Genomic DNA, 12,361 nt, shown 5'->3' on the forward strand with positions numbered 1-12,361 from the left:
ATACCGGTTTAATTCTTTCTTGGAATACCTTTTGGAATACCGGATTGCCGGATTTGAACTCAGGATGCTGTAGTGCTTCCTGGAGGTTGATCTTGCTGTCTCTGTCGGCGGGGCGTCATTCAAGCATCGGTGAGATATACGCCGGCTTCAGCTTCCATCCTCACCAGATTCTCAATGACTTGAGCGCGTTTCATGCCATGCGCTTTAGCTAGCGCATCGAGCTGGGCGATCACCGTTTTCGAGAGCATGACGTTGACCTGCTTTTTATCGGCGGCGCGCTCGTCGAATTGCTTGCGACTCCATCGCCTCTTGATCTCTCGAATCATGGCCGTCCGTTCGTTGCGGCCTATATCTTCCTGGTCGAAGAACATCAGCAGCTCTTGGTGGTTGCTGATAGGAGGCTGTCTTGAAAATGGCGTCAGGTAATTCTTCTGGAGCCACTCCCAGGCGCAGGCACATCGCTTCTCGCCGTCTTTATTATCGGCAAACCACTCGAACTCACTGTCCTTTGCTTTGTGCCTGAGCCAGGCCCGGTGAAGGAGTTCGACCTCGGATGCCTTCTCAGCAAGATCGACATCCCAAAGGTCGATCATGGCGATGAGGCGGTCCCTGCCTGTGAGGTGGACTAGCCCGCGAGGCAAGCGCAGGCCAGTCATATGCTCGATCTCGCGGAGCAGCCACCGATACTGCCGTTCATCCTCTGTGATCCATTCCAGTTTTTCCTTTGGAAGCAGGAGCCGGTCTTTCTCTTGAGGGATACGGGACTGGAATAGCTTCTGGTCCTTCAGGGATCTGGCTATCTCGTCACGCATGGTGAGGCCGTTGCAGGTTTTGAGATCAAGCCTGGCCTCTCTGTAGTAGTCGAGGTACAGCCACAGCCAGATGTCGTGGCGATGGTTTCGATGAGGTTCTAGGAGCAGCTCGCTCAGCCTGTCCGCATCCTTGCTGCGTGCACGATTGTCAGTTTTCACGTCATTTCAATCCAGGTCTAAGGTCGGTCTTGGTGCAGATTCTCTCTTGATTCTACAGATATTCTAACTACGTTCTATATGAATTCTGTTTGTCATCTATTCAATATCTATGGTGATTCTATGAATAGAATTTTCTTTTTGATCCCGTATTTACTCGGTTTCAGCTGGTTTTATGCAGTTTCCTCATTCTTTCAATTCGAATCTAATGTAGTGCGGTGTAATGGTGCGCTGCGGGACACCATCCTGAAAGCGCGGTTCGCTAGCCACGCTCAGGTAGTCGACAAGATGATCAGGAGGATGGGACGCTAGATTGGCCTGACGGAAAAACGGCTATATAGAACTCACACCGGATACCTACAGGGCATGTGTGAGCCGAGGCGGTTTCTGAATGCTGGCGGGATAGTCACGAGGCTGGGCTGGAGCTCTTGCCTGGCTTCGGGTGTCAGAGAGCTGTACGTTGAAAGCTTGTAGGTGCTCTGGGGCTGCGAATCAGTCCTTCAGTGTTTTTTTACCGGCTCTGCCAATCCTCTGAACGAATACGAGGAGCCCCGTTCATGAGGATCATCCGTCTGAAAGAAGTTATCGACTCGACCGGTCTTGCCCGATCAACCATCTACAAATACATCGGAGAAGGAACCTTCCCGAAACCGGTCTCGCTGGGCGACCGCTGCGTCGGTTGGGTCGATAGCGAGGTGCACGACTGGATCCTGGCCAGGATCGAGGAACGTGACCAGGCCGAGGGAGCTACTGCGCGCCCTATCGGTCACCTGAGCATGGCCAGCTAGAACCAGCAGCGCCATGACCGGCTACGGCTGGTCATGGCGCTTATGCCGCTGCTGAGGCTTCTCTGATCTCAGCTAACTCTCCCGAAGCTCGGTGCGGTAAATCTCTCGACAGGCTTGGCAATGTTGCTCCCCATTGCCCGGCCTGAACGGGAAGGTCTGTATCGCTCAGGGCTGCATCTATTGATATAGCGATATAGCGATTAACTATCTACTCTATCTATCCAATAGCAACCATCACTACCCATCACCACTGACTACCACCAGAGGGAAAGAAGACCAGTAAAAAGAAACAGACCACGTACCTGGTATGCACCAACAACCAACCAGGTACTCAGCTATGAACAACCGCAAGCACAACACCCACCTCTCCCAGTCCGATATAGCCCTGCAGATCGAATCGCTCGTCCAAGCTATCGAGCACAGCGATACACCTGCATTCCGGATCACGTACAAACGGTCTGGCTATGAGCGTGTCGAGCAGACCAGACTGTCCCGTCACTTCACCCACGTGCAGCAGATGTGCAACCTATTCGATGATCGTGTGCCATGCGACTACAGCGAGCACCTGTTAGCGTTCCGGGAAGCCTGTGACGACATTGGCCTTCAGCGCTCACCCAATGGTCCTGTCTGCATGAGCGAGACGGGTACGTACTGGCTCAGTCATCAACAGAGCATGAACGTACTCACCGAACGTATACGTGAGCTGACACGAGAGCAGTGGTATCGGCGTAGGAAGTGGGACCGACAGGAGTTGGCCAAGCAGCAGGATAGGGACATCACCGAGTACACGGATGCGATGATGAGCCGATACTCGCGTACGACGATCATCAGGTTGAACCTGTACTACTGGTCTGAGTCCCAAACCAGGCTGCGTATCGAGCAAGTGTTCGATCACTTGGATGCCCTGATTACCAAGCACCACCGCCATCCGATCTTCAAGCACCTTATCGGCTACATCTACGCCGTGGAGCAGGGGGATCGAAATGACGGTAGGGGTTACCACATCCATGCAGCCTACTTCTTCAATGGCAACATAGTGTGCCGGGATGTCTGTAAGGCAACTGGGATCGGCAAGCTGTGGGAGGAGATCACTCGTCGTCAGGGCTATGCCCACAGCTGCAACCATGACAAGGAACAGTACGGTGACAAGCTAGGCATAGGCCAGATCCATAGGGGCGATCAGTCGAAGCGGCCTAATACCCACGAGGCAATGCGGTACTTGGTCAAGGACGATCAGCACCTGCGCTTGAAGCCTGCAGGGGCACGCTGCCTGCGTAAGGGTACTCTGAACCGTGTTCGTCGCAGATAAGTGAATGCGAAGGCTACTTGGCCTTTGCGACCATTAACTCAGACCAGCGAGTGGTATAGGCGGGGGAGAGCAATTCTCTGCGCATAGCCCACTCGGCTGGTTTAGCTATGCGTCCTGGCTGCAGTGTGCCGCGCCCCCAGCGATTGTTGATCGCGTCCAGAGTGCTCATCAGTCGCTCGGTTTTCACGGGCTGTTCAGGGGCGAACAGATCAGGGGTGTACTCATTCTTACGACACAGATCCAAGAGGAGCACTTGGGCCTTGGCGTAGCTGAAACCCTCTCTGAAGACCTGCTTGAGCCCAGTTTGAACTGCCTGGATGATCAGCCTGCTGTCATCGGTCGGGTAGGGCAGTTGGCAGAGAACGCCGTTGGCGTATTTAGCCTCGGTTGGGTTGAACATCCCGGTGCGCAGACTGACCCGCACCTGTCTGCAGAGCGACTCCTGCTTGCGGAGCTTTTCAGCAGCGCGCGTCGCATAGCTGGTGACGGCCTCTTGGATAGGCGCTAACTCTCGCAGGCGCTTGCCGAATGAGCGGCTACTGCAGATCTCTTGCTTGGCTTCGATTTCGTTCTCGATCTCCAGGCACGCTACCCCGCGCAGTTCGCGCACAGTTTTCTCCACCACGACATTGAATCGCTTGCGCAGTGTCCAGGCATCCATCTGTGCCAAGTCCCAAGCTGTCTTGATTTGCATGCCTTCCAGGTGAGCACGCATCCGGGGACCAACGCCCCAGACTTCCTCTACTGGCATGGCCTTGAGCAGCTTGTCGCGCCGAACCGGATCGCGGATGTCTACGACGCCACCAGTTTGCTTCTGCCAGCGCTTGGCGGCGTTATTGGCGAGCTTGGCCAGTGTCTTGGTGGTGGCGATGCCTATGCCGACCGGGATACCAGTCTTCTGCTTAATCTCTGCCTGCACCTGACGGCCTATCGACTCCAGTGGTTCGGGTAGACCGGTCATATCGGCAAAGGCTTCGTCGATGCTGTAGACCTCGATGCCTGGAAAGCAGCCCTCCAGGATCGTCATCACACGCTCGCTCATATCGCCATAGAGGGCGTAGTTGCTGCTGAAGGCGACGACACCGTGGCGCTTGAGGTCGCCCCTGATCTCGTGGAAGAGGGCGCCCATTTTCACGAACGGCTTAGCATCGGCAGAGCGAGCAATAACACAGCCGTCGTTGTTGCTGAGCACCACGATGGGCGTGCGCAACAAGTCAGGGCGGAACACTCGCTCGCAACTGGCGTAGAAGCTGTTGCAGTCGACCAGTGCGTATACCGGCTCAGCCATGGGTGAGGTGATTCCGCAAGCTATGAGTGACGACGCCCCAGATCGTCAGCTCATCGTTCTCCAGGATGTAACGCGGAGAGTAGGCCGGGTTCTCCGACTGCAGGATGAACTGGCCCTGTTCCTGTGCCAGGCGCTTTACCAGGACATCGCCGTTTAAGCAGGCAACGACCACATGGCCCGGTTTTGCTGGGATGGCGCGGCTGACGATCAGATGGTCACCGTCAAAGATGCCTGCCCCTGTCATGCTGTCACCGCTCACGGTAACCACATAGGTGTGCGGTGCTTGCAGATCCAACAGGGTATCAAGCGAAAGCTTGTGCTCCATGTGATCAAGCGCCGGGCTGGGAAAGCCAGCCGGAACGCGTGCATCAAAGAGGGGAAGGAGTGCGCTGCTGCTCTGCAGTGGGCCGAGGATAAGTGCGGTGCTCATAACGGGCTGCCCAATAACTGTATTTATATACAGTAGTCATCGCTCCGCTATCCAGACAAGGCGCGTTCGTCGCCGGTGTCTGGGGTATGCACGGATTGTTTACAGGCGAAAAGTAGACAGATCGCCCTGTCGGGCTGTTCTCGCTAGGTTGGTGGAAACCGACCAGGAGGATCTCCTATGAACTTGCTACCCACCCTTAACGATCTTTTGCCGTTGGCGCTGATGCTGCCTGCACTGCTTGGGCTGGCCAAGCTGGCCTACGGAGGTACTACTGACTAGAGATAGCCTCGCCTGGCCGCATCGATTCAAAGCCAGACGTGCCTGTCGTTAGTCAGTGGTACAGCCAGGGCTGCAGCTCATCCAGGTTGGTTACGACGATCTGCTGCGCCGTAGCTTTAGCGTGCACCTTGGTCGGATCGATCTGATAGCGCTGCAGCACATACTGCACAAGAGCACCTCGGGTCTCGATCACCAGCTGTCCGTCACGCATGCCGTAGTCGGCTTCGATAATCGCGCGCTGCTCCGGCTTAAGGCGAGAATCCGGTTCAATGATGACCTGTACCTGACTGTTCCAGCCCGGATCCTGCTCACGGGTGTTTTCGGTTTCGTCGTCCATTAACTCGGGCTCACCACGAAAGCGGCTGAGCACAAAGTCCCGGTAATCTCGATTCTTCTCACAATAGGCGCGAACGTGCCAGCGCATACCGGTGTAGATCAGCGTATGCGGCGCGATCAGGCGGGTTTCGCCGTCCGGCGTCGTGAAGGACACATACTCGCACTCCAGTCGCAGCCCATCGCGGCAGGCCTTGAGCAGTGGGCGCAGCACCTCCGGGCGCACTGAGCGATCCGGCACATCCAGTACCTCAGTGTGCGCATAGGCCAATGCCAGCCCTTCAACATACGGTGCACGGTCGTGACTCTCGTTGAGCAGGTGCAGGTAGGCGCTGGCGCTGTCATCGATAAACAGCGGTTTGAAGTGCAGGCTCGGCACATACCCCTTCAAATGCTTGTCGTATTCCAGGTTCTTCGGCGCGTAGTCGGTGATGTAGGAATTGATGTCCTTCGACGCCTGCTGGCGGCTGATACCGAAGCTCTGCATCAGATGCCCAGTGGTTAAACGTCCTTCCCACCACACCACCGTTTCGATCAGGCGATAGCGCAGCGCCAGATCCCAGCGCACGGACTCTATTTCCTGTTTGCGTTTCATCCCAGCCTCACTTGCTCGAAAACTTTACCTGTACGAACGCACACTCTAGATGCGTCAAGCCACGCTACATATCTTGATCCTGACAAACAAGCCGGCCAATCCAGGCTGGCTCAGGAAGTGCAATCAAGGAGTAGTGAAATGGCATTGATCAACTGCAGCGAGTGCGATCGCATGGCCAGCGACCAGGCGGCTGCCTGCCCGCATTGTGGTGCGCCTATTGCTAAGCAGACTGTCGCCGTTCAAATACAGCCCGCCCAAGCCATTAGCCGCAATGTCGGTTTCTGGCTGGGCGTCGGTATTTTTCTGTTTCCGGTCATCTTTGTTTGGTTCCTGCTGCGGCAAGGGCATAGCACCACCAGTCGGGTAATCGGCTTTGCCTGGTTGGCGGTTATGTTGGTTGCGATGGCCTCGGGGGATCGCCCTTCGAGCAAGCCTGCTCCAGGCTCAACCAGTCAGAGCCAACCGGCGAAAGTGGTTGCTCCTGTTGAGCCACTGCTAGAAGTGAGCGCTCAGCAACTGGCCCATGTCTATGACCGCAATACGGTCGCGGCGGACCAGTAGTTCAAAGGCAAGACCTTCAAGGTCACTGGCGTGGTGGACTCTATCAATACCGATCTGTTCGGCAACCCCTACGTCACTCTGCGGGGCGGGGTAAATCAGTTCATGGAGCCGCAATTCAAGCTTGATGATGCCTATGCCAACTACGCCGCAGGGCTGCAGAGTGGCATGCGCGTCAGTCTGATCTGCATTGGGGGAGGTGATGTGGCCAAGACGCCCATGTCCAAGGACTGCACCCCAGCCAACTAAGTTGGAAAATCAGCACCTTAGCCGTTTACCGATACTGGCCCGAAGTTATCCAACCGGTTAAGGTGTGGCATTGATCACATATATTTCGCAGGGATGGCCTTCCCTGCTTTTTGGAAGGAACGTGCGCGTGAACCAGCAAACCCTGGCCCCCTTTATCTGGAACATCGCGGACCTGTTGCTCGGAGCCTTCAAACCCTCCGAGTACGGCCGCATTATCCTGCCGTTCACCGTGCTGCGTCGTCTGGAGTGTGTGCTGGAGCCCACCCGTGACAAGGTGCGCAGCCAGTATGAGGCGATGAAGGCCAGTGGCGTGGATATGGATCTCATCCTGCCGACCACAGCCGGCGCCACCTTCTACAACGTCTCGCAGTTCTCCCTCGGCTCGGTCGGCTCCACCAGCACCCGCGCCAACATTGAAGACTACATCGCCAAGTTCTCCGCCAACGCCCGCCAGGTGTTCGAGCACTTCGCCTTTGACCGTTGGCTGGAGAAGCTGGAAAAGGCCAACCTGCTCTATCTGGTGGCGCAGAAGTTTGCAGCAGTCGATCTGCATCCGGACAAGATCAGCAACCATGAAATGGGCTTGGTCTTTGAACACCTGATCCGCAAGTTTGCCGAGTCCTCCAACGACGATGCCGGGCAGTACTTTACCCCGCGCGATGTGGTGCGCCTGGCCACCACCCTGGTGTTCGCGCCGGATCATCAGGCGCTCAATGGCGAGGGCGTGGTGCGCACCGTGTACGACTGCGCCGCCGGCACGGGCGGATTTCTGTCATCGGCCATCGAGCAGGTCTACGAGTGGAACCCCAATGCCCGCCTGGTGCCCTACGCCCAGGAGCTGAACCCGGAGACCTACGCCATCTCTGTGGCCGACAAACTGATCCAGGGCTACGACACCCGCAACATCAAACTCGGCAACACCCTGTCTGACGATCATCTACCCCATGAGCAGTTCGACTACTGCCTGGCCAACCCGCCGTTCGGGGTGAAGTGGGAGAACGTGCAGAAGCAGGTACAAGCCGAGCACAGTCAGCAGGGCTTCGCTGGCCGCTTCGGTGCTGGCCTGCCGCGTGTGGGTGATGGCTCGCTGCTGTTCCTCATGCACCTGCTGTCCAAGCGCAAGCCGGTTGAGCTGGGCGGCAGCCGCATCGGTATCGTGCTGTCCGGCTCGCCGCTGTTCAACGGCGGCGCCGGATCCGGCGAGTCTGAGATCCGCCGCTGGATTCTGGAGAACGACTGGTTGGAGGCGATCATCGCCCTGCCCACCGACCTGTTCTATAACACCGGTATCGGTACCTATATCTGGGTGCTGTCCAACCACAAGGACGCGCTGCGCAAGGGCAGGGTGCAGCTGATCGATGCCAGCGCCATGCACGCGCTCATGCGCAAGAGCCTTGGCAGCAAGCGCAAGTACCTCTCGGACGAACAGATTGCCGAGATCGCCAAGCTGCACGAGGCCTTCGAGGAAGGCCCGAACTCGAAGATTTTTTCCACCACCGACTTCGGCTACCGCCGCATCACCGTCGAGCGCCCGCTGCGTCTGCGTTTTTCGGTCACTCCGGACAAGCTCGCTACGTACCGCGACACCAAGGGTGCCGATCAGGCCGAGGCCTTTGCTGGCGTGCAGGGCGAGTTCGACAACCTGCCGGCCTTCCTCAAGGCCGCCGGCATTAAGAAGCTTGGCAAGGGCGCGCTTAAGTCCGCGCTGGCCTGCTTCGGTGAGCGCGATGCCAGCGCCCAGCCGGTGCTGGACGACAAGGGCAACCAACAGGCCGACGCCGATCTGCGCGAGTTCGAGAACGTACCGCTTAACCAAAGCATCGACGACTACTTCGCCCGCGAAGTGCTGCCCCATGTGCCGGATGCCTGGATCGACACCGGCAAGACGGACGCGAAGGATGGCCAGGTCGGCATCGTCGGCTACGAGATCAACTTCAACCGCTACTTCTACGTCTACCAACCGCCGCGCCCACTGGCCGAGATCGATGCCGATCTCAAGGCTGTAGAGGTCGAGATTGCCGCGCTGTTGGGCGAGGTAACGGCATGAGCCATTACAAGCCCTATCCGGCCTACAAGGACTCCGGGGTGGAGTGGTTGGGGCGGGTGCCGGAGCATTGGAGCGTGGTACGCATGCGCTATTCCGCCACCTTGAACCCTCCTGTTCGTCGCGACTTGTTGGAAGATCCAGATCAAGAGGTTTCCTTCTTGCCGATGGAGGCTATTGGCGAGGATGGTTCGCTCAACCTCGAGCAGAATCGTCCGGTAGTCGAAGTGAGAAGTGGCTATTCCTATTTTGAGGATGGTGATGTGGCCTTCGCTAAAGTCACGCCCTGCTTTGAGAATGGGAAGGGGGCTCTGATGCGGGGGCTGCAGTGCGCAGCAGGGTTTGGCACCACCGAGTTGACTGTGCTTCGTCCGAATCCAGCGGTAGCAGATGCCCGCTACATCAACTACATCGTTCAAGGCTCTAGTTTTCGTGCCTTCGGTGCCGGTGCAATGACCGGAGCGGGTGGCCTGAAGCGAGTTCCGGATGAGTTCACGCGCAATTTTCCGGTATCGCTTCCTGAACTCGGTGAGCAGCGTGTAATCGCCAGCAACCTAGACCGCGAAACCGCCCGCATCGACTCACTGATTGAAAAGAAAACCCGCTTTATCGAACTGCTGCGCGAAAAGCGCCAGGCGCTGATCACCCATGCCGTCACCAAGGGCCTCGATCCCAATGTGAAGATGAAAGACTCCGGCGTGGAGTGGCTGGGGGAGGTGCCGGAGCATTGGGAGGTATTGCAGCTACGACATACTGCTCGGTTGGAGTCAGGCCATACACCCAGTCGCTCAAAGCCAGAATACTGGGTCGACTGCACTGTGCCGTGGTTCACGCTCGCAGATGTCTGGCAGGTTCGTAGTGGTGAGCAGAAGTACGTATCCGAGACATCTGAGATGGTTAGTCAGCTAGGCCTGGAGAATTCATCAGCCCGTTTGCTGCCTGCCGGCTCCGTGTTCTTGTCCCGGACTGCCTCTGTGGGCTTTACGGGCATCATGGCGGTCGACATGGCAACCTCCCAGGACTTCGCAGTGTGGACATGTACTAGTGAGCTATTTAACGAGTACCTCTACTACGTACTGCTGGGCATGAAACCGGATTTTGATCGATTGATGATGGGCTCGACCCACAAGACCATCTACATGCCGGATATAGAGGCTATTCGAATTGCTCGTCCGCCAGTTGATGAGCAGCGAGGCATCGTCAGTGTGTTGAGTGGCCAGCTTGGTCGCTTCAAATCTGTCATTGATAAGACCGGGCGCAGTATCGAACTCCTGAGAGAACGCCGCTCCGCCCTGATCACCGCCGCCGTCACCGGTCAGATCGATCTGCGGGAGGCGGTATGAGCCAGGGCCGCAGCCTGCGTCTGTTTCTGGTGGATGGCACGCCCAATGGCCTGCTCACCGCCGAGATCATGAACTGGACCGGCCATGTGCTGACCGGCCCGCGCTCCAAGCTGGCCGAACTGGTGCAGCGCCCCGAGTGCGCGCGCACCGGCGTGTACTTTCTGGTCGGCCCCGACCCGGATAACAGCCTGCGCTCGCAGGTGTATATCGGCGAGTCGGACGATGTGGCCAAACGACTGAAAAGCCATAACCGCCCGGAAGAGGCTGGCGGCAAGGACTTCTGGGAGCGCGTCTGTCTGGTGACCAGCAAGGACCAGAACCTGACCAAGGCTCATGTGAAGTACCTGGAAAGCCTGCTGATCGGCATCGCCAGCAATCTGGGCCGCTGCGAGCTGGTCAACGGTACCGCGCATGAATACGTCAGCCTGCCCGAGTCCGACCGCGCCGATATGGCCTTTTTTCTGGAGCAGATCCGCACCGTGCTGCCGGTGCTGGGCTTCGACTTCCTGCGTGAGCTGACCAAACCTTCCGCGCCCGCTGCTGCCAGCACGGCGGCACCGGTCAGCCGATCTCCGCGCTTCAGTCTGGAGGTTCCACGCTACCGCTTGAGCGCCCAGGGCCAGGAAATCGACGGTGAATTTTTTGTACTCAAAGGCTCCAAGGCCCGCGCCGAATGGGTGGGCACCGAGCGCGGCTATCAGGGCCTGTTCAAGCAACTGGTCGACGAGGGCGTACTGGTTGCCGATGGCGGCGAGCACCTGAACTTCAGCGACGACTACGCCTTCAGCAGCCCCAGTGCGGCAGCGGCGGTGGTCTGTGGTCGCGCCGCGAATGGGCGTACATCTTGGGTGGTTGAGGAAACAGGGCAGACGTATGCCGCTTGGCAGGATTCGCAGTTGAATAGCCTGGTATCTGGAGCAAGCAGTCCATCAAGTGATGACTGATGACGGAGCGCAGGAGGCGTTATGAGTGAGCCTATGTTGAGTAAGGCTGCTGAGCTGGAGTTTCAGAAGTCTTGTTATGGCAAGTGTGCCGCGATTAAGCGCAGTGATCTGAGGCCTCTATTGGATGAGAGGAAGCTGCTGGCTTCTGATCTGTTCTACCAGGCCCTCCAGTACGTCATTTCGCATAGCGAGAAGCACCGTGAATTCAGCCGTTTGGGTGTTCTGGTAGATCTTTTCGATGTCCGGGATAACCAGCTGTTTATCGCCTATTGGCTCAGTGAGCGCCTAGGCCTGAAGTGCTCGATGGACAAAGGGCAAGTTCGTTTCAAGGCCACTGGGCAACCGGCCAAGCCTGACTTGCGGTTCAAGGAAGGAGTCTCTGAGTTTTTTAAGCGAGGCTTGAAGCGCTCATCGCAAGACACCTCCGCTGCGGAGAAGAAAAAACCGTTGCCTAAGCGTGTTGATATGCTGGATTCTTGGGCTCGGCTTCCTGGCAGCTACGGAGCGGGCAAGAGAAATTGATCAATTCGGATGATGAAATGAAGCAGCGTCTGATCCTGGTGGACTACGAGAACATCGGTAAGATCGACCTGTCGCTGCTTGATGCTTCCTATAAGGCCATCATTTTTGTAGGGGCCAGGCAGAACACGCCCAAGGCTTCGCGCAAGCCGTCCACTGCGCATCGCTTTTCACGTGTGGACTTCCAGAAGATTGAGGGCGTGGGTAAGAACGCGCTGGATTTTCATATCGCCTTTCAGTTGGGGCGTACCTTTGAGACTGCGCCGGAAACGCAGTGCATCGTCCTTTCCAAGGATAAGGGTTTCGACCCGCTCCTGGCCTACCTGAACAAGAACGGCTTGGCGTGCCAGCGCATTGCTGCGCTTGAAGAATTGTTGGCGGAAGAACTGCCTGAGCCAGTAGCTCTAGCCCCAGAAAATGCATGCGGACGCTGCGGCAAGGCCAGTTGCGTGGAGCACCTGGGTGGCCAGTGGTGTAGCCATTGCGGCCATTTCTCCAGCCCGCCGGATCCACAGCAGATGCCTTCTCGCCAGACGAAGTATCGCGAAAAGAAAAAAGACAGTTACAGCTACGAACCGCTAATGGGGACCTGTGCCTGGTGCCACCAGAGAACCGACATGAGTGGTGGCATCTACGACGACGGTGAGTGGATGTGCCCAGGCTGTATCAGCGCTTACGCCCGATAGACAGTATTTGATGTGCCGTTCCCAGGGA

General features: G+C 57.3%; 13 protein-coding genes. 9 read left to right on the forward strand and 4 right to left on the reverse strand.

The genetic code is table 11. The features are described 5' to 3' along the window. Positions 1 to 119 precede the first annotated feature (119 nt). The gene (locus WG219_05140; protein ID WXL26864.1) at positions 120 to 971 is read right to left on the reverse strand and encodes a hypothetical protein; all 852 of its coding nucleotides are present in this window, start codon (positions 969 to 971) and stop codon (positions 120 to 122) included. A 554-nt stretch (positions 972 to 1,525) separates the two neighbouring features. Between WG219_05140 and WG219_05145 the strand changes: the two genes are divergently transcribed. Next, positions 1,526 to 1,756, forward strand: coding sequence for an AlpA family transcriptional regulator (locus WG219_05145; GenBank protein WXL26865.1), 231 nt, complete (start codon positions 1,526 to 1,528; stop codon positions 1,754 to 1,756). Positions 1,757 to 2,093: 337 nt separating this feature from the next. After that, a complete protein-coding gene (locus WG219_05150; GenBank protein ID WXL26866.1) occupies positions 2,094 to 3,065 on the forward strand; it encodes an inovirus-type Gp2 protein in 972 nt (323 codons plus the stop codon). A gap of 13 nt (positions 3,066 to 3,078) precedes the next feature. On the opposite strand, the gene umuC is transcribed toward WG219_05150, so the two are convergent. The 3 genes from umuC to WG219_05165 all read right to left on the reverse strand — a co-directional run bounded on the left by umuC (position 3,079) and on the right by WG219_05165 (position 5,990). Next, entirely contained in the window at positions 3,079 to 4,353 is a 1,275-nt protein-coding gene (gene umuC, locus WG219_05155) for a translesion error-prone DNA polymerase V subunit UmuC (GenBank protein WXL26867.1), read from the reverse strand. Continuing rightward, the gene (locus WG219_05160) at positions 4,346 to 4,783 is read right to left on the reverse strand and encodes a S24 family peptidase (protein WXL26868.1); all 438 of its coding nucleotides are present in this window, start codon (positions 4,781 to 4,783) and stop codon (positions 4,346 to 4,348) included. The genes umuC and WG219_05160 overlap by 8 nt, the downstream gene beginning before the upstream one ends. Positions 4,784 to 5,114: 331 nt before the next feature. After that, positions 5,115 to 5,990 carry a WYL domain-containing protein gene (locus WG219_05165; protein WXL26869.1) on the reverse strand — a complete coding sequence of 292 codons (876 nt, stop codon included), beginning with the start codon at positions 5,988 to 5,990 and terminating at the stop codon, positions 5,115 to 5,117. Between the two features lie 138 nt (positions 5,991 to 6,128). On the opposite strand from WG219_05165, the gene WG219_05170 reads away from it, so the two are divergent. The 7 genes from WG219_05170 (at position 6,129) to WG219_05200 (ending at position 12,333) form a co-directional block, all read left to right on the forward strand. After that, positions 6,129 to 6,551: a zinc ribbon domain-containing protein gene (locus WG219_05170; protein WXL26870.1), complete on the forward strand. Its 423-nt coding sequence runs from the start codon at positions 6,129 to 6,131 to the stop codon at positions 6,549 to 6,551. A 33-nt stretch (positions 6,552 to 6,584) separates the two neighbouring features. Then, on the forward strand, positions 6,585 to 6,797 hold the full coding sequence (locus WG219_05175) for a hypothetical protein (GenBank protein WXL26871.1): 213 nt from the start codon (positions 6,585 to 6,587) through the stop codon (positions 6,795 to 6,797). Between the two features lie 127 nt (positions 6,798 to 6,924). Beyond that, positions 6,925 to 8,844, forward strand: a complete 1,920-nt coding sequence (locus WG219_05180) for a class I SAM-dependent DNA methyltransferase (protein WXL26872.1) — start codon at positions 6,925 to 6,927, stop codon at positions 8,842 to 8,844. Further along, a complete protein-coding gene (locus WG219_05185; GenBank protein ID WXL26873.1) occupies positions 8,841 to 10,184 on the forward strand; it encodes a restriction endonuclease subunit S in 1,344 nt (447 codons plus the stop codon). Before WG219_05180 ends, WG219_05185 begins: the two co-directional genes overlap by 4 nt. Then, positions 10,181 to 11,128 (forward strand): GIY-YIG nuclease family protein, encoded by a 948-nt coding sequence (locus WG219_05190; GenBank protein WXL26874.1) that lies wholly within the window; start codon positions 10,181 to 10,183, stop codon positions 11,126 to 11,128. Before WG219_05185 ends, WG219_05190 begins: the two co-directional genes overlap by 4 nt. Positions 11,129 to 11,149: 21 nt before the next feature. Beyond that, positions 11,150 to 11,650: a hypothetical protein gene (locus WG219_05195; GenBank protein WXL26875.1), complete on the forward strand. Its 501-nt coding sequence runs from the start codon at positions 11,150 to 11,152 to the stop codon at positions 11,648 to 11,650. Positions 11,651 to 11,667: 17 nt separating this feature from the next. Further along, positions 11,668 to 12,333, forward strand: a complete 666-nt coding sequence (locus WG219_05200; GenBank protein ID WXL26876.1) for a PIN domain-containing protein — start codon at positions 11,668 to 11,670, stop codon at positions 12,331 to 12,333. Positions 12,334 to 12,361 lie beyond the last annotated feature (28 nt).

The organism is Pseudomonas mendocina, assembly GCA_037482215.1.
Classification (GTDB): domain Bacteria; phylum Pseudomonadota; class Gammaproteobacteria; order Pseudomonadales; family Pseudomonadaceae; genus Aquipseudomonas; species Aquipseudomonas mendocina_E.

Excerpts from the sequence above, each read along its gene's own strand:
- WG219_05160 (WXL26868.1), bottom strand. The coding sequence starts at position 4,783 with ATGAGCACCGCACTTATCCTCGGCCCACTGCAGAGCAGCAGCGCACTC.
- WG219_05165 (WXL26869.1), bottom strand. The coding sequence starts at position 5,990 with ATGAAACGCAAACAGGAAATAGAGTCCGTGCGCTGGGATCTGGCGCTG.
- WG219_05190 (WXL26874.1), top strand. The coding sequence starts at position 10,181 with ATGAGCCAGGGCCGCAGCCTGCGTCTGTTTCTGGTGGATGGCACGCCC.
- WG219_05150 (WXL26866.1), top strand. The coding sequence starts at position 2,094 with ATGAACAACCGCAAGCACAACACCCACCTCTCCCAGTCCGATATAGCC.
- WG219_05170 (WXL26870.1), top strand. The coding sequence starts at position 6,129 with ATGGCATTGATCAACTGCAGCGAGTGCGATCGCATGGCCAGCGACCAG.
- WG219_05195 (WXL26875.1), top strand. The coding sequence starts at position 11,150 with ATGAGTGAGCCTATGTTGAGTAAGGCTGCTGAGCTGGAGTTTCAGAAG.
- WG219_05200 (WXL26876.1), top strand. The coding sequence starts at position 11,668 with ATGAAGCAGCGTCTGATCCTGGTGGACTACGAGAACATCGGTAAGATC.
- WG219_05145 (WXL26865.1), top strand. The coding sequence starts at position 1,526 with ATGAGGATCATCCGTCTGAAAGAAGTTATCGACTCGACCGGTCTTGCC.
- umuC (WXL26867.1), bottom strand. The coding sequence starts at position 4,353 with ATGGCTGAGCCGGTATACGCACTGGTCGACTGCAACAGCTTCTACGCC.
- WG219_05185 (WXL26873.1), top strand. The coding sequence starts at position 8,841 with ATGAGCCATTACAAGCCCTATCCGGCCTACAAGGACTCCGGGGTGGAG.